General features: G+C 61.9%; 16 protein-coding genes. 9 read left to right on the forward strand and 7 right to left on the reverse strand.

The window, feature by feature from the left end; translation table 11 throughout:
• Positions 1-10 precede the first annotated feature (10 nt).
• Complete coding sequence (locus G9X68_RS11965; RefSeq protein ID WP_171602539.1) at positions 11-1456, forward strand: aldehyde dehydrogenase; 1446 nt, start codon at positions 11-13, stop codon at positions 1454-1456.
• A 162-nt stretch (positions 1457-1618) separates the two neighbouring features.
• On the opposite strand, the gene G9X68_RS11970 is transcribed toward G9X68_RS11965, so the two are convergent.
• Both G9X68_RS11970 and G9X68_RS11975 read right to left on the reverse strand, forming a co-directional pair.
• Positions 1619-2053 carry a CBS domain-containing protein gene (locus G9X68_RS11970; protein WP_003539882.1) on the reverse strand — a complete coding sequence of 145 codons (435 nt, stop codon included), beginning with the start codon at positions 2051-2053 and terminating at the stop codon, positions 1619-1621.
• Between the two features lie 91 nt (positions 2054-2144).
• A complete protein-coding gene (locus G9X68_RS11975) occupies positions 2145-2936 on the reverse strand; it encodes a rhomboid family intramembrane serine protease (protein WP_171602540.1) in 792 nt (263 codons plus the stop codon).
• A gap of 265 nt (positions 2937-3201) precedes the next feature.
• Between G9X68_RS11975 and G9X68_RS11980 the strand changes: the two genes are divergently transcribed.
• The 7 genes from G9X68_RS11980 to G9X68_RS12010 all read left to right on the forward strand — a co-directional run bounded on the left by G9X68_RS11980 (position 3202) and on the right by G9X68_RS12010 (position 9993).
• A complete protein-coding gene (locus G9X68_RS11980; RefSeq protein ID WP_171602541.1) occupies positions 3202-3846 on the forward strand; it encodes a PAS domain-containing protein in 645 nt (214 codons plus the stop codon).
• Between the two features lie 124 nt (positions 3847-3970).
• On the forward strand, positions 3971-4582 hold the full coding sequence (locus G9X68_RS11985; RefSeq protein WP_003539887.1) for a PilZ domain-containing protein: 612 nt from the start codon (positions 3971-3973) through the stop codon (positions 4580-4582).
• A 368-nt stretch (positions 4583-4950) separates the two neighbouring features.
• Complete coding sequence (gene pip / locus G9X68_RS11990; protein WP_171602542.1) at positions 4951-5916, forward strand: prolyl aminopeptidase; 966 nt, start codon at positions 4951-4953, stop codon at positions 5914-5916.
• A gap of 384 nt (positions 5917-6300) precedes the next feature.
• Entirely contained in the window at positions 6301-6906 is a 606-nt protein-coding gene (locus G9X68_RS11995; protein WP_171602543.1) for a transglutaminase-like cysteine peptidase, read from the forward strand.
• A gap of 206 nt (positions 6907-7112) precedes the next feature.
• Positions 7113-7898 carry a hypothetical protein gene (locus G9X68_RS12000; RefSeq protein WP_171602544.1) on the forward strand — a complete coding sequence of 262 codons (786 nt, stop codon included), beginning with the start codon at positions 7113-7115 and terminating at the stop codon, positions 7896-7898.
• 134 nt (positions 7899-8032) lie between these two features.
• Positions 8033-9604, forward strand: a complete 1572-nt coding sequence (locus tag G9X68_RS12005) for a serine hydrolase (protein WP_171602545.1) — start codon at positions 8033-8035, stop codon at positions 9602-9604.
• 113 nt (positions 9605-9717) lie between these two features.
• On the forward strand, positions 9718-9993 hold the full coding sequence (locus G9X68_RS12010; RefSeq protein WP_131718531.1) for a hypothetical protein: 276 nt from the start codon (positions 9718-9720) through the stop codon (positions 9991-9993).
• Positions 9994-10080: 87 nt separating this feature from the next.
• Here the strand turns inward: G9X68_RS12010 and G9X68_RS12015 are convergent, their stop codons facing one another.
• Together G9X68_RS12015 and G9X68_RS12020 are read right to left on the reverse strand one after the other, a co-directional pair.
• The gene (locus G9X68_RS12015) at positions 10081-10518 is read right to left on the reverse strand and encodes a DUF1489 family protein (protein WP_003559632.1); all 438 of its coding nucleotides are present in this window, start codon (positions 10516-10518) and stop codon (positions 10081-10083) included.
• A gap of 61 nt (positions 10519-10579) precedes the next feature.
• A complete protein-coding gene (locus tag G9X68_RS12020) occupies positions 10580-11983 on the reverse strand; it encodes an L-serine ammonia-lyase (protein ID WP_171602546.1) in 1404 nt (467 codons plus the stop codon).
• 396 nt (positions 11984-12379) lie between these two features.
• On the opposite strand from G9X68_RS12020, the gene G9X68_RS12025 reads away from it, so the two are divergent.
• Entirely contained in the window at positions 12380-12817 is a 438-nt protein-coding gene (locus G9X68_RS12025) for a VOC family protein (RefSeq protein WP_171602547.1), read from the forward strand.
• An 87-nt stretch (positions 12818-12904) separates the two neighbouring features.
• Here G9X68_RS12025 and G9X68_RS12030 read toward each other — a convergent pair whose 3' ends face one another.
• The 3 genes from G9X68_RS12030 to G9X68_RS12040 are packed head-to-tail and all read right to left on the reverse strand — an operon-like array spanning position 12905 to position 17891.
• Entirely contained in the window at positions 12905-16087 is a 3183-nt protein-coding gene (locus G9X68_RS12030) for an efflux RND transporter permease subunit (protein ID WP_171602548.1), read from the reverse strand.
• Entirely contained in the window at positions 16084-17520 is a 1437-nt protein-coding gene (locus G9X68_RS12035; RefSeq protein WP_206679699.1) for an efflux RND transporter periplasmic adaptor subunit, read from the reverse strand. The genes G9X68_RS12030 and G9X68_RS12035 overlap by 4 nt, the downstream gene beginning before the upstream one ends.
• Positions 17517-17891 carry a FixH family protein gene (locus G9X68_RS12040; protein WP_171603060.1) on the reverse strand — a complete coding sequence of 125 codons (375 nt, stop codon included), beginning with the start codon at positions 17889-17891 and terminating at the stop codon, positions 17517-17519. The genes G9X68_RS12035 and G9X68_RS12040 overlap by 4 nt, the downstream gene beginning before the upstream one ends.
• Positions 17892-17988: the final 97 nt, after the last annotated feature.

Consider the following 17988-nt stretch of genomic DNA (forward strand, 5'->3'; position numbering starts at 1 on the left):
GGAAGCTTCTATGAACATTCCCCTTCTCATCAACGGCGCAGATAGTCCCGCCGCAAGCGGCAGAACCTACGATCGTTTCGACCCCTTTACCGAACGGCTTGCAAGCCGCGCATCCGCCGCCGGACTTGAGGACGTCGCTGCTGCAGTTGAAGCCGCCTCAACTGCATTTGCGGCATGGTCAAAGACAGGCCCCACTCAGCGCCGCGCATTGCTGACGAAGGCGGCGGAGATCATGGAATCCAAGGCTGGAGAATTCACCAGATTGATGATGGAGGAAACCGGAGCCACCGCACCGTGGGCGGGCTTCAACGTCATGCTTGCCGCCAATATTCTGCGGGAGGCCGGCGCGATGACAACCCAGATCGTCGGCGAAATCATTCCCTCCGACAAGCCCGGCGCGCTGGCCATGGGCGTTCGCCAAGCAGTCGGCGTTTGCCTGGCGATTGCCCCCTGGAACGCGCCCGTCATCCTGGCAACGCGCGCAATTGCAATGCCGATTGCCTGCGGCAACACCGTCGTCCTCAAGGCGTCCGAGCAATGCCCGGGCACACATCGGCTGATTGCCACGGCCATGACGGAGGCAGGCCTGCCGGCCGGCGTCATCAATGTCATCACCAATGCGCCCGAAAACGCGGCGGAGATCGTTGCAGCACTCGTCGCTCATCCGGCCGTAAGGCGGGTCAACTTCACCGGGTCGACCAAGGTCGGCAGGATCATCGCCAAACTTGCCGCCGAACACCTGAAACCCGCCCTGCTCGAACTCGGCGGCAAGGCGCCGCTCGTCGTTCTGGACGATGCCGACATCGACGGCGCGGTCAATGCCGCCGTTTTCGGCGCTTTCTTGCATCAGGGGCAGATCTGCATGTCGACGGAGCGCATCATCGTGCACCAGGCGATTGCCGATGAGTTCGCTGCCAAGCTTGCAGCGCGCGCGGCCCAATTGCCGGCCGGCGATCCCCGGGGACACGTAGTCCTCGGCTCGCTCATCAGTCTCGACGCCGCCAAGAAGATGGAAGCACTGATATCAGACGCCGAGGCCAAGGGCGCAAAGCTCGTCGCGGGCGGCAAGCGCACCGGCACCGTCGTCGAGGCGACGCTGCTCGATCACGTCACCCGCGAGATGCGGATCTATTCCGAGGAATCCTTCGGGCCGGTTAAGCCGATCATCCGAGTGGCCGACGAAGAGGAGGCAATCCAGGTGGCAAACGACACCGAGTATGGTTTGTCCGCCGCGGTCTTCAGCCGCAATGTCCAAAGGGCGATGGCCGTTGCGGCCCGCATAGAGTCGGGCATCTGCCATATCAACGGGCCGACCGTTCACGACGAGGCGCAGATGCCCTTCGGTGGTGTGAAGGGGAGCGGCTACGGACGCTTCGGAGGGAAAGCCGCGATCGCGGAGTTCACCGATCTACGCTGGATAACCATTGAGGACGCTGCCCAGCACTATCCGTTCTAACAGAACGAGGCACCTACAACTCAGAGCCGAGCCGACGCAGATCGCACAGACATTTCCGCGCGCGATCTGCCAGCCGACGTCGTCATGGCATGGCCGATAAAGCCTGCGACAGCACCTGGCTTCGCGAGGCTATCGCCGACAAAAGCCCAAGCGGCGAAAACCTCAGCCGGCGATATAGGCCTTGATTTCCTCGGCCTCACGCTCGACTTCGGCGATGCGCGATTTCACCACGTCGCCGATCGAAATGATGCCGGCAAGCTTGCCGTTGCTTTCCACCGGCACGTGACGGAAGCGGCGGCTGGTCATCAGCTCCATCAGCTCGTTGACGGTCGTCTCCTCATGGCAGCGGTAGACCTTCGCGGTCATGACCTGGGCCAGCGGCTGGTCGAGGCCTTCCTTGCCGTGTTTGGCGATCGCATGCACGAGATCGCGCTCGGTGAACATCCCCGAAATCCGATTCTCCATGCCGACGACGACGATGGCGCCGATCTTCTTCTTACTGAGGATGGCGGCCGCCTCGGCGACGGTGGTGCTCGGCGCGGCAGTGATGACGTCCCGGCCCTTCAGGTCGAGGATTGCTTTAACTGAACTGGTCATTCGAACCTCCTATGTCCGTGAAACACTTGTCACAGGCATCCGCGGCGGTTTCTCCCCCCAGCGCGGATAGGTCAATCGTGCACCGCCCGGCTCAGGATTGCAACATATCCTTCTCGGTTCCGTCAGGTTCCATCACCGGTGGGCGCGGCGCCCGGTCGAACAGCGAAAACAGCAAGAAGCCGAACACGAAACCGCCGATATGCGCGTCCCAGGCAATCGCCTGGTCGCTGTCGCCGACGAGCGGGATGCCGACCGCAATCAGCGCGTTGCCGACCAGCCAGAGCAGCATGAAGATGATGACGGTGCGGCTCTTCAGCGCCTCGAAGATGGAAAGCCGGGGATTGAGATGCGCAGGCAGCATCGGCCGACGTTCGGCCGGAAAGGCGAATCGGCAGGCGGCGCCCATCAGCCCGGAGATGACGCCCGACGCGCCGATCAGCAGCGACACGTCCCCCCAGTTCAGCACCGCGTGCACGGCGGCGGAAGCGACGGCGGAAAAAATCCAGAAGAGCAAGAAACGCAGCGTCCCGATGCGACGCACGACCGGCGCGCCGAAGGCCATCAGCCAGAAGGCGTTAAAGAGGATATGCTGGACGCTGCCGTGCAGCAGCGAATAGGTGACGGGCGTCCAGAACAGCTCCGGCCCCTGCTGCGAAAGCGGAATCACATAGCGGGCGGGCACGAAGCCGAAGGTGAAGAACAGCCAGTTCAGCGCGTCATCGGACAGCAGGAGCTCCTGCACCGCATAGATGACGGCCAGCAGGCAAAGGCTGAAGAACAGCGCCGGCGGAAGGTTGAAGACCGGTTCGCGCGGTGGCCGTGCCGGCGGCTGGACCTCGGGAGGTTCGGGCGCCTTATGCGACTCGGCCGACTGCTCATTCATCTGTGTTTTGCCTCGTTGAGGCCACAGCCATACAGGAGCGACTGTCAAAAAAAAAGCCGTCCGAAGTGCCGGACGGCGTGACCCTGAGCTCCAGGAAAAGGCCTCGGCCCGGGCAGGTTGTGCTGAACTTCGAAAGTCGAAGCGATGGCAGGACAGTCTCACGACGGGCATCGCATCTCAACCGAAACCATCTCTTAACCTTAACCGCCGCGATTTGGCATGAAACCCGCAAGGTAGAGCCTGTACGGGCAATGACTGCCCGAAAATGCTCCGGAATGGGACAGGTTGGTGTGAAATGCGGCTACAAACGACCATCGAGATTTTTGACTACTGGAACCGTATCCGCGGCGCTGCCGATGCGCCGCTGAAATCACAGGTCGACCCCTCCGCCGTCCCCCATCTTCTTCAAAGTCTCTTTATTCTGGAGACGCGCGAGGGCGGAGATATCTGCTTCCGGCTCGCGGGCACCCGCATCTGTGATCTCTTTGGGCGTGACTTGCGCGGCGAACGTTTTTCGTCTCTCTGGGCAAATGGTCAGCTCGCGGACATCGAACGCACCGCGATGGGCGTCATGAACCATGCCATGCCGGCCCTGTTCAACGCCACCGGCTACAGCACCGTCGGTCATCAGGCCTCCTTCGAGATTCTCATGATGCCGCTGCGTTCGTCGGACGGCGCCTGCGACCGGCTGCTCGGCGCGATCGCGCCGGCGGCGGCCGCGAGCTGGCTGGAGATCGTACCGCTCGAATTCCTGGCGCTCGACCGCAGCCGGCTGCTGCCCGGAAAATTCGACAAGCCAGCACCGGCCAAACTGCGCCCCATCAACAGGATCGTCGCTGGCAAAAGCACCCATTTCGGGCAGGTCATGCGCCGCATGGTGTCGCAGCTGCTGAGCGTGGAGGCGCGCTGACGGTCCCGTTTCGGCACATCGGGCATACTCGTTTTCCGCTATATGCGGACCGGGCAAAACAACCTTCTGTTAATGGATTGTGGGTAAAGATCGGTCTCTGCGATTTTCATGAAGAAGCCCTTTGATGCACTCGTTCCAGCCAGCTCAGACGCAACGACCTGCGCCGCGCCCTGAACAGGGCGTTTTCCAGCGCGTGCCCATCAATATGCAGGGCCGGCTGATGCTTGCGAACTACGAGGAATTCGAATGCATGGTGATCGACATGTCGCCTGGCGATATGTACGTCACCTGCCTCGGCCGGCCGCGCGCCAACGAACGCGTCGTCGCCTATATCGACCATCTCGGCCGCGTCGAAGGTTATGTCCAGACGATCGATGGCCGTGGCTTCACCATGTCGATCAACGCCACCGACCGGAAACGCGAGAAGCTCGCGGCCCAGCTCACCTGGCTTGCCAACAAGCATGAACTCGGCCTGCCCGAGGATCGCCGCCACGACCGTCTGACGCCACGCGACACGAAGACCGAGCTGACGCTTGAAGACGGCACGCGTTATTCCTGCCGCATCATGGACCTTTCGCTGTCGGGCGCTGCCGTCGACGTCGAGATGCGCCCGTCGATCGGAACGGCCGTGCGCCTCGGCAACATGCGTGGTCGCGTCGTGCGCCATTTCGTCGAAGGCGTGGCGATCGAATTCCTGTCGATCCAGTCCCGCGAGACGCTGCGCGAATTCCTTTAACAGCTGCGGAAAATGGCGCTGCCTTGCCGGGATTCGGTGGAGGGGCGCAATTCTCGACGAACTTCCATCGAACGCGGTTGCCAGGTCCGGCGTGCGCCCGGTCAGGTCGTGTTGAAAAGCCGGCACTTCACGGCAAGAGCTTTGCAAGCGGCAACGAATCTGGCTTTGGAAAGCACGCGCGAAACCTGTCGCAAGTCGTTCCACCCAGTCGGTAGATAATATTATGAGTGGAACAAGCTGCGACACCGATCGGCACCCAATGAGGTTGGGGAAAAATGTGCAGTTTTTTGGCCTCGCGAATGCCTCGCCCGTCATCCCTTCGTCACGGATATAATGGATAAGGGCCCGCCTCGATTGCAGGTGCGCCCATGTCAGATCTTTATCCCGAAATCGAACCCTATGATCATGGTCAGCTCGATACGGGCGACGGCAATCTGATCTATTGGGAGACCTGCGGCAATCCGGCGGGTCGGCCGGCGCTGGTGCTGCATGGCGGCCCTGGTTCCGGCTGTTCGACCGCGGTGCGACGCTACTTCGATCCCGACGCCTATCGAATCATTTTGTTCGATCAGCGCAATTGCGGCCGCAGCCTGCCGAGTGCTGCCGATCCCGAAACCGATCTCTCGCTCAACACCACCTGGCATCTCGTTGCCGATATCGAGCGGCTGCGGTCCTGTCTCGGCATCGACAGCTGGCTGCTTTTTGGCAATTCCTGGGGTTCGACGCTGGCACTCGCCTATGCCGAAACCCATCCGGAGCGAGTTGCTGCGATCGTCATCGCGGGCGTGACCACGACAAGGCGCTCGGAAATCGACTGGCTCTATCGCGGCGTGGCGCCGCTCTTTCCGGAAGAATGGCACCGTTTCCGCCAGGCGGTTCCTCCTGGCAGGCAGGAACAGGACGAGGACATGGTTGCCGCCTACCATCGTCTCCTCAACGATCCGAATTCGGAGACGCGCTTCAAGGCGGCGCGTGACTGGCATGACTGGGAGGCGGCCTCGATCCTGCTCGCCGATCCCCAAGGCCGGCCGCGCCGCTGGGCCGACCCGGCCTATTTGCTGACGCGCGCCCGCATCATCACCCACTACTTCACCAACGGCGCCTGGCTGGAGGACGGCCAACTTTTGAAGAATGCCGCACGGCTCAGCGGCATCCCCGGTATCCTGCTGCAGGGAAGGTTCGACATTGAGGCGCCGCTCGTCACCGCTTGGGAACTCGCCCGCGCCTGGCCGCAAAGCGAGCTCAGCATCCTTGCGCATGCTGCCCATTCCACCGCAAATCCGGAAATGAGCGCAGCGATCGTCGCCGCCACCGATCGATTTCGCGATATTTAGCAAAAATAATTTTCCCGCCCACACCGGCGATCTGAAAGATATTCTGCTTTTGGGTCGGCCGACTCGGTCAATTCCGGCGGCATCGATGGCCAGGCCCACGTCGCTGCAGATCGCCTGCCGGCAGCCGGAATTTATCCGGCTCAACGAAAATCCTTAACATGACGACGGCAGCGCAACCTTTTTGCGGGCGAAAGCCTTGTTGTGTGGATTAAAATTTTAAGCGAATTCGCGACAAATCCGCATCGAATTTTATGCGCATTCGAATCTGTTTTTAGCCAAGCTTTATCGGTATTTGAATCAACTAAGCCTTTAATTCTATTGCGTAATTTTGCGTGAGATAAAAACGTCTGTGCCATTGTCACCTCAACTTACGGGGAGACGGCAATGACAACTACGAACATCCTGAAAGGCGGCCTTCTGGCCGGTGCCATCATGATGACAATGGCGGGTTCGGGACAGGCGATGCCCGCCAGCATGGCCCTTGCAGGCAATGCCAGCCCGCCGATCGGACACTACGAATTCTGCAAGGCTAATCCGACGGAATGTGTTGAAGTCGGCGGCGATGCCGGACCGGCGATCCTCACCGAAGATCGCTGGAAGGAAATTCTCAAGGTCAACTACACCGTCAATTCGGCAATCCAGCCGATGACGGATGAGCAGATCTACGGGGTCGAAGAGCGCTGGGCCTATCCGCGCACCGTCGGCGACTGCGAGGATTATGCCCTGCTGAAGCGCAAGATGCTGATCGATGACGGTTTCTCGCCGTCCGACACGCTGATCACCGTCGTGCTGCAGCCGAATGGCGAAGGCCATGCCGTGCTGACGGTTCGAACCGATCATGGCGACTTCATCCTCGACAATATGCGCAACAAGGTGCTGCTGTGGTCGGATACCGAATACACCTATCTAAAGCGCCAGTCCGCCGACGATCCGGCCCGCTGGTCGAAGCTTCAGGACGGCCGCGCTGTCGCGGTCGGTAGCGTCAAGTAAGCACAGCCTGCCGGCCATTGCCGGTTGCAGCTGCGGCCCGGTCAGTCCCCGCATCCCGTCCCCGACCGGCGCCCAAGAGCCGTTCCCGCTGTCCCGGGAACGGCTCGCTCGCCCCTTTTCAAGCCTTACCCATCAACATCTTAGCGAATTATTAACCTTGCCGGTCCGATCATGGTGATGAGATTCATCATCGGCACCGGCGGCTCATGTTCTTCCTGCGGCGGACCGAAACCCGAAGAACCGCCATGAGCCATGCCGCGCACAGCGCACCCGACGAGCAGCCGCTTCTTTCCATGGGGTTTCTCCTCCGCACGATGGCGGTGATCTCAGTCCTGGCGGTCCTGACTGTTGCCATCAGCATCGGCGGCCGCTGGTTCGGCAGGCATATCTCGCTCGCCGGCAACACCGACAGCACGGCTGAAATCAAGCTGGCCATCGGCCGCGACACCGTGAAACTCCCCGAGAATGCCATCCGCTTCCCGAGTCAAAGGCATGAAGGCGCCGCCGAGCGCGTCGATCTCTACCTCGCCTGGCCGGAAATGCAGGGTTACGGCCAGGAAAACCACCTTCGATTCGACGATATCACCCAATCCTCCGGGCTGATCTTCCTGCAGCTCACCCAGAGCACCATGTCGCGCGACATGTCCGGGCGGCTGGAGCCGATCTATTCGCATCTGCTCGAAGGACCTGCGGAGCCCTTCCGCGACGGGCTGACGCTGCACCGTCTTCGCGCCGATGCGGGTTACGGCGACGAGGTGCTGCTGACGGCGCCCGTCAAGGGCGGGCCGGATTACGTCGTGCGCTGCATATTGCCGTCAGCCCCGGATAAGGCGGCGGGCGGAGACTGTCAGCGCGATATCAAGGTCGGTCGGGATCTCAGCGTTCTCTACCGCTTCTCAAGCAGCCATCTCGACGATTGGGAACATATTGATGCCGCTATCCGCACCTTTGTAGACGCGCGTCTTGTGAACCGTTCTGCAACAAGTCCCTGAAATGCTCCACGAACGGCGAAATAAACGATTCATCATAAACGGATTGGTAACGCCCAACCGGTAATTTTAGAAGACGAGCTGTGCGGCGGGAGGTGTGCGGTTCCTGCCAAAATCTGAAGTGCCAAATATCTGAAATGCAAGCGAAGAGTGGAATAGTGTCAAGGTCAGTCTCCTCCGTATCATCGCCCCGATCCGGCAGTTTTTTCGCAAGGCTGCTGGCGATCCTTTCGGTGGCCGTCACGATCGTCATGGTCGATTCGGTGAATGCCGACGCGGAAGCGGCAAATCCGAAATATGCAGGCATCGTCGTCGACGCCAAGACCGGCAACGTTCTCTACAGTGAGAACGCCGACCGGCTGCAGTACCCCGCCTCCCTGACCAAGATGATGACCCTCTACATGACCTTCGAGGCATTGGAGCAGGGTCGCATCCGCCTCGATACGCCGGTTCCCTTCTCCGCCCATGCGTCAGCCCAGGCGCCGACCAAGCTCGGCGTGCGCGCCGGCGGTACGATCACCGTCGAACAAGGCATTCTCGGTCTCGTCACTCTGTCGGCCAATGATGCCGCAACCGCGCTCGGCGAAATGCTCGGCGGCGGCAGCGAGGATCGCTTCGCCCAGCTGATGACCGCCAAGGCGCATGCGCTCGGTATGACGCGCACCACCTATCGCAATGCGAACGGCCTGCCGAATACGGCGCAGATGACGACGGCGCGCGACCAGGCCCGCCTCGGCATCGCCCTTCGCCAGCATTTTCCGCAATATTACGGCTATTTCTCCACCCGCGCCTTCAAGTTCGGCAGCCGCACGATCCGTAGCCACAACCGCTTGGTCGGTTCGGTGCGTGGCGTCGACGGCATCAAGACCGGTTACACGCGGGCGGCCGGCTTCAATCTGGTAAGCTCGGTGCAGGTGGACGGCAAGTCGATCGTCGGCGTCGTGATGGGTGGTGCCTCGACGCCTGCCCGCGATGCCCAGATGCGCAATCTGATCGCCACCTATCTGCCGAAGGCATCGAGCCGCGGCGGATCGTCGGCGCTGATCGCCCAGGCAGCCCCTGCCCCGGCAATGATCGTGACGCCGGTTCCGGTCCAGCCCCAGAAGGCTCAGCAAGTAGCGAAGACCATCACCGCAGCGCAGCCGCCCGTTTCGGCCGCCGCTGCCGATCTCAGCCTGCCGCACAAAGGCCCGCTGCCGGATGCGCGCTATCAGGTCGCCGAGACCGAGGTCGCCTATGCCGAGGCCGCTGCACCGAAATCCGACAATCCGCTGGTAGCACAGCCGATGCCGGCGCCCACCAAGGTCAAGACCATGACCTTCAAGCAACAGGCAGCGGTCGCCGCACCAAAGCCGACGCCTGCATCTGTGCCGTCGGAACAGGGCGATACGTCGGTCGATAACGTCACAACCGCCTCGACCACTCCCTCCCCGACTCGCGCTGCTTCAACCAGCAATGGCCCGGCAGGTTGGGTCGTGCAGGTCGGCATCTCGCCGAGCCGGCAGATGGCCATGGATCTCCTGGAGGGCGCCAAGAGCAAGGGCGGCAAGGCATTGGCCTCGGCAAAGCCTTTCGCGGTCGCCTACGCCGCTGGTGGTGACCAGCTTTACCGCGCCCGCTTCGGCGGCTTCGACGATCAGCGCGACGCCGTCAACGCCTGCAAGGCCTTGAAAAGGGCCGGCATCAAGTGCTGGGCGGCTGCCCAATGAGCTATTCGATGCTGCCTGCAAGATGGCCGGCGGCATCGGTGACGGCCGGAATCGGTGTTTGCGTTTCCGGCCACCGTTCTTGAACTCGATCAGTATTGCGTACGGGGAAAACAATGGCAATCAATGAGAATGTTCCGGGAATGCCTTCAGACCGCCGCACGGCAGCCAAGGGGCGCTCATCCCTGCATCCGCTGCACGAGGCGGCTTTGCGCCTCGCCGAAATCGGCCTGCAGAGGCCGAAGGCGAAGTCTCCGAAGACCCGGGACCTTATCAATCTGCTGCTGTGCCATGGTGCCCGCGCCTGGCGCTATTCCCAGCCCGAAGCCCGCATCCATCTGCATGTGACCTCGCCGGATGGCAGCGCGCCGGTGCAGCTGCGCCTGCGCTGAACTGCAGCGTGCCGCACGTCCTTTCAACGCACGGGGACGTTCAATCCACGCATGAACCTTTCCGGAAATCGCTTCGCTTTTCGGGGATTAGAGCAGACCAAGGTCCGTAAGCTCGCGGCGAAGGTCCGCGGGCATTTCGGCAATACCGGCGCCAAGGCTTGTCAGGTCGCGCGGCACGTCGTCCTCGGTGTAATAACGCCAGCCCTGGAAGGGACGCTTCGGCTGCACAGCCGTCTCGATGACCTCAGGGCCGAGCATCAGGCGGCAGCGCGAAATGCCTTCGCCGTCGGTGAAGGTCTCGATGTCGAGCAGCTTCTGCCTCGCCTGCACCTGCCCCTTGATCACCCAGTAGAGCGAGCCGCCGTCAAGCAGCTCCTCCATCCGTTTCGGCGCCATGCGCGTCGTATGGACCGAATGCGGCTCGAGCCCGGCGGCGATGGCACGCAGCGAGCGTTCCGCCACCCATTCACGCAGATCGTCTATCGAGTCGGCGCCGACACAGAGTTTGATGAGATGCAATGCCATGCTGCCGTTGAAATCCTTTTGGCAGCGAGCGTCAAGCACCAAGCATCCGGCATCCACAAACTCAACATTCGACGACGTTGACGGCAAGACCGCCGGTCGAGGTTTCCTTATATTTCTCGCTCATATCATGGCCGGTCTGGCGCATGGTCTCGATACAGGCATCGAGCGGCACGAAATGCTGGCCGTCGCCCTTGATGGCGAGCGAGGCCGCGGTGACCGCCTTGACGGCGCCGAGCGCGTTGCGTTCGATGCAGGGAACCTGCACCAGGCCTGCGATCGGATCGCAAGTCATGCCGAGATGATGTTCGAGCGCGATTTCGGCGGCGTTTTCAATCTGTTCCGGCGTGCCGCCCATGACGGCGGCAAGGCCCGCGGCCGCCATCGCAGCCGCCGACCCCACTTCGCCCTGACAGCCGACCTCGGCGCCCGAGATCGAGGCATTGTGCTTGATGATGCCGCCGATGGCGGCGGCCGTCAGCAGGTAGTCGCGGATGCCGTTCTGGTCCCAGTCCTCGTGGAAATGCTCATAATAGCGGATCGTCGCCGGAATGACGCCGGCAGCACCATTGGTCGGCGCCGTGACGACGCGCCCACCGGCTGCATTCTCCTCGTTGACGGCCATCGCATAGACGCTCAGCCAGTCATTGGCGAGCAGCGGGTTGATGCGGTTGCTGCGCCACTCCTCCTCCAGCTTGTCGTGAATCCTGCGGGCGCGGCGCTTGACGTTGAGACCACCCGGCATGATGCCATCGACCTTGAGGCCGCGTTCGATGCAGGAGCGCATTGCCTCCCAGATCCGGTCAAGCCCCTGGTCGAGCTCCTCTTGGCTGCGCTGGCTCTCCTCGTTCGCCCGCTTCATCTGGGCGATCGACAACCCCGAGCGCTCCGCCATCTCGAGCATCTGCTTGGCGGTGGAGAAGGGATAGGGCACACGCGTGCCGCCGGGCGCGTTCTTCTTCGCCCGCATCTGCTCCAGCTCGGTGTCGGTGACGACGAAGCCGCCGCCGACCGAATAATAGATGCGCTTGACGAGAAGCCGGCCGTCCCTGTCATAGGCGGAAAAGACCATGCCGTTGGCATGGCCGGGCAGCGACTGTTTTTTGTCGAAGATCAGGTCGGTTTTCGGCTGGAACTGATAGGCGGGATGGCCCTCCGGCGTGATGCGGCCGGTGCGCTCCACGGCGTCGACGATGCCGTCCATTCTGTCGGGATCGACGCTGTCGGGCGCTTCGCCCATCAGCCCGAGAATGACAGCCCTGCCCGTGCCGTGGCCGATCCCGGTATGGGCGAGCGAGCCGTGCAGGCTGACCTTGATGGCTGTGACCTGCGCGCCCGATGACGGGCGCGGCCATTCGTTCGAGAGGATCAGCTCGAGAAACCGGTTGGCCGCCGACATCGGACCCATCGTGTGCGAGCTCGACGGCCCAACACCGATCTTGAAGACATCGAATACCGAGAGAAACATGGGTGCGCCTTCTGAATACGAGGATGCAAGCTTAAGCGAGGTCGGTTTCGAATCCGTGCAGCACACCGACATCGCATGGAGCCGGTGCGACATTCCGGCTGCACACTGGAGCGCCGCGTGTCCAATAGGACGCGCAGGCACTTTGAGTGTGCGCATAATCCTTCCCGAAAATCGAATCCGATTTTCGGGGTCATGCGCTAAACCAAGTGGTCCGCCTTGCCCGATATCGACGCAGAACCGATTGGACAACCGGATTGCGATCTTGGCCGTTAGCACTGGTTGATGAAGGCTATGCAGCGGAAGAACCGGAGCCTTGTCTTGACAGTCTGCACCGACTGCCAATGTCCTGCTGACGTCGATGCTAGACGACACCTTGTCGATTGGGAGATTGGACACATGGCGCTCAAACGGATGGACAACGTGGGAATCGTCGTCGATGACCTCGAAGAGACGATTGATTTCTTTCGCGACCTCGGCCTCGAGCTCGAAGGGCGGGCTGCGATCGAAGGAGAATGGGCTGGACGTGTCACTGGACTGGGCGATCAGCACGTCGAGATTGCCATGATGCGCACGCCGGACGGCCACAGCCGGCTCGAACTCTCCCGCTTCCTCAGGCCGCCTGCCGTCGCGGATCACCGCAATGCCCCGGTCAACGCTCTAGGCTACCTCCGCGTCATGTTCGCCCTGGACGACATCGACGAGACGCTTGAGAGGCTCCGCAAGCGCGGCGCGCAGCTCGTCGGCGAAGTAGTGGACTATCAAGATACCTATCGGCTCTGCTACATCCGCGGGCCTGGAGGGCTTCTCATCGGACTCGCCCAAGAACTTGGCTGAGCGCTATGCGAACAGAATAATGAAGAGCGTCCAATGTCAGCGAGCGCCTCTCACAAAGAGTGGAAAATGTAACGCCGGTTTCAAGCATCACCATTCAGGAGCGCCGATCAGCAGACTGCGCTCGCTGTGCTCGGCGATGGACTTGTAGGTGGCAGCCGTCGCAGGCAGCCCCCATCCCTTTATCAATCCGTAGACAGCCGGAATGACGATCAGCGTCAGCAGCGTGGACGATACCATGCCGCCGATCATCGGCACGGCAATGCGCTGCATGATCTCCGAGCCAGTACCCGTCCTCCAGAGGATGGGAACGAGACCGGCCATGATGGCGACCACCGTCATCATCTTCGGCCGAACGCGCTCGACCGCACCGACCATAATCGCTCTGTTGAGATCTAGCCTCGAGAAGGCGCGGCCTTCCTTTTCGGAGACTTCGCGCTGCTCCTTCATGGCATGGTCGAGGTAGATCAGCATGATCACCCCGGTTTCGGCGGCGACCCCGGCAAGCGCGATAAAGCCGACGGCGACCGCGACGGAGGCGTTGAAGCCCATCCACCACATCAGCCAGATGCCGCCCACCAGCGCGAACGGCAGGGACAGCATGACGATCATGGTTTCTGTCAGCGCCTTGAAGTTCAGGTAGAGCAGCAGGAAGATCAGCGCCAGCGTCAAGGGAACGACGACGGCCAGCCGCGCCTTGGCCCGTTCGAGATATTCGAACTGGCCGCTCCAGGCGACGGAATAGCCTGGCGGCATTGTCACTCTCTTGGCCACCACCTGCTGGGCTTCCGCCACATATCCGCCGAGATCGCGATTGGCGATATCTACGTAGATGTAGACGGCAAGTTGGCCGTTCTCGGTGCGAATGGTCGTCGCCCCGCGGGTCAGCTTGACGTCCGCCACCTCACCGAGCGGAACGGTTCCGCCGCCCGGCAAGGATATCTGCACATCCCTGGCGATGGACTGCGGATCGCTTCGAGACGCCCGCGGATATCTAACCGCCACGCCATATCGCTCGCGGCCTTCCACCGTCTGGGTGACGACCTCCGAACCGAGAGCCATGCCGACGACGTCCTGGACATCGTTGATGGTCAGTCCATAGCGGCCGAGCGCCGCCCGATCTGGAACGATGTCGAGGTAGTAGCCGCCGATCACCCGCTCCGCATAGGCGCTCGACGTTCCGGGGATCGCCTTCAGCACGGTCTCGATCTGGCGGGCGATCTTCTCCATCTCGCCGAGATCGGTGCCATAGACCTTGACCCCGACGGGCGTCCTAATTCCGGTCGACAGCATGTCGATGCGAGCGCGGATCGGCATGGTCCAGGCATTTGAGACGCCGGGGAACTGCAGGGCGGCATCCATCTCCTGCTTCAGGCTGTCGGTGGTCACTCCCGGTCGCCATTCGGATTTCGGCTTCAGGGTGATGATCGTCTCGAACATTTCCGTCGGCGCCGGGTCGGTGGCCGTGAGCGCACGGCCGGCCTTGCCGAAGACGCTTTGCACTTCGGGAAAGGACTTGATGATGCGGTCCTGTGTCTGCATCAGTTCCGCCGCCTTGGTGACCGATATGCCGGGCAAGGTGGTCGGCATGTACATCAGCGTGCCCTCGTCGAGATTGGGCATGAACTCGCTACCGATATGCTGGACGGGCCAGACGGTGACCCCAAGGATCAGGAGTGCCGCCAGTATGGTCAGCGTCTTCACCCGCAGCACGCCCGAGATGACGGGGCGATAGATCCAGATGAGGAACCGGTTCAGGGGATTCTTGTGCTCGGGGACGATGTAGCCGCGAACGAAGAGGATCATCAGCGCGGGCACCAAGGTCACCGACAGCAGCGCGGCGGCCGCCATCGAGAAGGTCTTGGTGAAGGCGAGCGGGCCGAACAGGCGGCCCTCCTGCGATTCCAGCGTGAAGATCGGCAGGAACGACACGGTGATGATCAGCAGGCTGAAGAACAGCGCCGGGCCGACTTCGCTCGCCGCCTCGACCAGGATGTTGATGCGGGGCTTGTCCGGCGGCGCGCGTTCGAGATGCTTGTGAGCGTTCTCGATCATGACGATCGCCGCGTCGATCATCGCCCCGATGGCAATCGCGATGCCACCAAGGCTCATGATGTTCGCGCCAATGCCAAGTAGCTTCATGGCGATGAAGGCCATCAGAATGCCGACGGGCAGTATGATGATGGCGACCAGCGCACTGCGCACGTGAAGAAGAAAGGCGATCGTTACCAGCGCGACGACGATCGATTCCTCGACCAGCGTGCCTTTCAGCGTCTCGATGGCCGCCTCGATCAGTGTCGAGCGGTCGTAGACGGGAACGATCTCCGTGCCATCAGGTAGGCTGCTCTTGATCGACTCCAGGCTCTTCTTGGCGTTGTCGATGACCTTAAGCGCATTGGCACCAAACCGCTGTAGCACGATGCCGCTGGCGACCTCGCCTTCGCCGTTCAGTTCGGTGATGCCGCGTCGCTCGTCGGGAACGAGTTCCACCCTGGCGACGTCGCTCAGCTTGAGCGGCACGCCGTTCTGGCTCTTCAGCACGATGTTCTCGATATCGGGAATGCCCTCGAGATAGCCGCGCCCGCGCACCATGAACTCGAATTCTGACAGTTCGACGGTGCGGCCACCGACGTCGGTGTTGCTGGCGCGCACGGCATTGGCCACGTCATAGAGCGTGACGCCCTGCGCCTTCAGCCGGGCCGGATCGACGACGATCGAATACTGTTTGACGAAGCCGCCGACACTCGCGACTTCCGAGACGCCTTCGGACTTGGAGACGGCAAAGCGTATCACCCAATCCTGTAGCGACCGCAGTTCGGCGAGCGACAATTGCTTGGCGACAACCGCATATTGATAGACCCAGCCCACGCCCGTCGCGTCAGGGCCGAGTGTCGGCGTGATGCCTTGTGGCAGACGGCTCTGCGCGGCGTTCAGATATTCCAGCACGCGGCTTCGCGCCCAGTAAGGATCGGTGCCATCGTCGAAGATGACATAGACGAAGGAGACGCCGAAGAAGGAAAAGCCGCGGACGACCTTCGATTTCGGCACCGTCAGCATCGAGGTCGTCAGCGGATAGGTCACCTGGTCCTCGACCACCTGCGGGGCCTGGCCGGGATATTCGGTGTAGACGATGACCTGGATGTCGGAGAGATCTGGGATGGCGTCGAGGGGAAGGGACCGCAGGGCATAAACGCCGCCCGCGACGGCGAGCGCCGCCCCGACTAAAATCAACACGAAATTGTGGGCGGACCACGAGATGACGCGCGAGATCATGGCTTGGCCTCCTCGGTCATGGCGCTCAGCGCGGAATTGAGGTTGCTTTCGGCGTCGAGCAGGAAGTTGGCGGCAACCACCACCTTATCGCCGGCTGCCACGCCCTTGGTGATCTCCGTCTGGTCCTCGCCGCGCACGCCAAGCTTGACGTCCCTTGGTTCGAATTGCCCACCGCCCTTGTCGATGAAGACGACCTGGCGGTCGCCGGTATCGATGACGGCACTGTTCGGGACGGCGACGACGGGCTTCGGCGCCCCCGCCTCGATCTCGACCTCGGCATACATGTTGGACAGCAGCACGCCATCCGGGTTGGGAAGCTCGATACGGACCTTGGTCGTCCGCATCTGCATATCGACCTGAGGATAGATAAGGTCGACCACCCCGTTGAACGACTTGCCGGGAAGGCTCCTGACAGTGACGGTGACCTCGGCTCCGTTGCGGATGGAGGCCAGATCGTATTCCGGCACGTCAGCCACCACCCAGACATTGGAGATGTCGGCGATGCGGAACAGCACGTCGCCCGGTTTGGCCATCATCCCGGTCGTTGCCATGCGTTCGAGAATAATGCCGTCGCGCGGGGCGACGTAGCTGATGCTCGGCGGCACCTGACGGGTGTTCGCTACGCTATCGATGACCTCCTGCGGGACGCCGAGGTTCTTCAGTCGCAGCGCCGAACCAGCGTCGCCGTTGCCACGGGCATCGCTCCTGCCTGCGGCATATTCCGACGCGGCGGTCGCGATCTCTCTGGAATAGAAGCGGAAGAGCTTCTCGCCCTTGCGGATATGGTCGCCCGTGGTGACATCGGCGACATCGTCAACGAAGGAATCCGTTCGCATCGAGATGATGCTGACGAGACGTTCGTCCAAAGCGACGGTCCCCGGCACCTCTATTTTACGGGTGATGCTGGCCATCTCCGCGGTGGCCGTCTTCACGCCCGTGCGTTGCAGCTTGCCGAGTGAGACCTTCACGGTAGAAGCGTCACCCTGGTCGCCGTCGAATACAGGAATGTAATCCATACCCATCGAGTCCTTCTTCGGCACCTTGGAGGTGTCCGGTAGGCCCATCGGGTTTCGGTAGTAGAGGATCTTGCGCTCCGCCGGCTTCGCGCCGGTTTCGGCTGCCTCCACCGTTTTGTTTGGCTTGGCGGCGGTGTCGCTGAAGCTGACGTCTTCGCTTTCCCTGACGGCGACGAAAGGTCGGCCATCGTCGGTATTCTTCGGCGATGCAGAGAACCGGGACAGTCCGTCGGGATGGCGGTAGTAGATGACCGCGCCGCTCGGGGCGGTCATGGAAGCCTCGGGCGTAGCGCAAGCCGGCTCGACGACGTGAAGGCCAAGCCGCGCGCCAAGATCGTTCGTGCCAGCCCAATAGCCTCCCCCGCCGAGCAATACGGCGAGGGAGAGCGTGGCTGCCACACGAGATGGCGTGTTCAAGGGGCTGCCTTCAGGACGAGTTCGCCCTGAACTGTGTCAGGTTCGCCCTGGACCTTGGCGGCGAGCTTGAAACGCCAGCCGCCCGCCATGGTGAAGTTGGTCCTGAAGACGTAGACGCCCGGCTCCGTCGAGGAAGCAGCCTCGACCGGGGTCGTCATCATCTCCATGCCTTCCGGAGCCATGTCCATTCGAGTGGTGAAGATGACGGCGTCGGGAACCGGCTTGCCGGTGCGTTTGTCAACGAGGCGGACGGACACGAGCGATCCCTGGCCTTGTTTCCCATCGGTCGAAACAGGTTGGAATTCGTAGTCCTGCGAGGCTGCAAGGGTCACGGTGGCGGAGCCGACGATCAGCACGCTGGCGAGGAGCATCGTTCCTGCGGAAAGAGTAGTTTTGTTCATGATTTTCGATCTCGTCGGGACGGATGTCTGGATCGCGTCCTCGGGTCAAAAATGATCGCCGTGGGAT

This window comes from Rhizobium changzhiense (genome assembly GCF_013087625.1).
Classification (GTDB): Bacteria; Pseudomonadota; Alphaproteobacteria; order Rhizobiales; family Rhizobiaceae; genus Rhizobium; species Rhizobium sophorae.

Bases quoted from the DNA above. Each gene is read 5' to 3' on its own strand.
- G9X68_RS12000 (WP_171602544.1), top strand. From the start codon at position 7,113: ATGTTCTTCCTGCGGCGGACCGAAACCCGAAGAACCGCCATGAGCCAT.
- G9X68_RS12015 (WP_003559632.1), bottom strand. From the start codon at position 10,518: ATGGCATTGCATCTCATCAAACTCTGTGTCGGCGCCGACTCGATAGAC.
- G9X68_RS11985 (WP_003539887.1), top strand. From the start codon at position 3,971: ATGCACTCGTTCCAGCCAGCTCAGACGCAACGACCTGCGCCGCGCCCT.
- G9X68_RS11975 (WP_171602540.1), bottom strand. From the start codon at position 2,936: ATGAATGAGCAGTCGGCCGAGTCGCATAAGGCGCCCGAACCTCCCGAG.
- G9X68_RS12025 (WP_171602547.1), top strand. From the start codon at position 12,380: ATGGCGCTCAAACGGATGGACAACGTGGGAATCGTCGTCGATGACCTC.
- G9X68_RS11965 (WP_171602539.1), top strand. From the start codon at position 11: ATGAACATTCCCCTTCTCATCAACGGCGCAGATAGTCCCGCCGCAAGC.
- G9X68_RS11980 (WP_171602541.1), top strand. From the start codon at position 3,202: ATGCTCCGGAATGGGACAGGTTGGTGTGAAATGCGGCTACAAACGACC.
- G9X68_RS11970 (WP_003539882.1), bottom strand. From the start codon at position 2,053: ATGACCAGTTCAGTTAAAGCAATCCTCGACCTGAAGGGCCGGGACGTC.
- G9X68_RS12030 (WP_171602548.1), bottom strand. From the start codon at position 16,087: ATGATCTCGCGCGTCATCTCGTGGTCCGCCCACAATTTCGTGTTGATT.
- pip (WP_171602542.1), top strand. From the start codon at position 4,951: ATGTCAGATCTTTATCCCGAAATCGAACCCTATGATCATGGTCAGCTC.
- G9X68_RS12020 (WP_171602546.1), bottom strand. From the start codon at position 11,983: ATGTTTCTCTCGGTATTCGATGTCTTCAAGATCGGTGTTGGGCCGTCG.
- G9X68_RS12010 (WP_131718531.1), top strand. From the start codon at position 9,718: ATGGCAATCAATGAGAATGTTCCGGGAATGCCTTCAGACCGCCGCACG.
- G9X68_RS11995 (WP_171602543.1), top strand. From the start codon at position 6,301: ATGACAACTACGAACATCCTGAAAGGCGGCCTTCTGGCCGGTGCCATC.
- G9X68_RS12005 (WP_171602545.1), top strand. From the start codon at position 8,033: ATGCAAGCGAAGAGTGGAATAGTGTCAAGGTCAGTCTCCTCCGTATCA.
- G9X68_RS12040 (WP_171603060.1), bottom strand. From the start codon at position 17,891: ATGCTCCTCGCCAGCGTGCTGATCGTCGGCTCCGCCACCGTGACCCTT.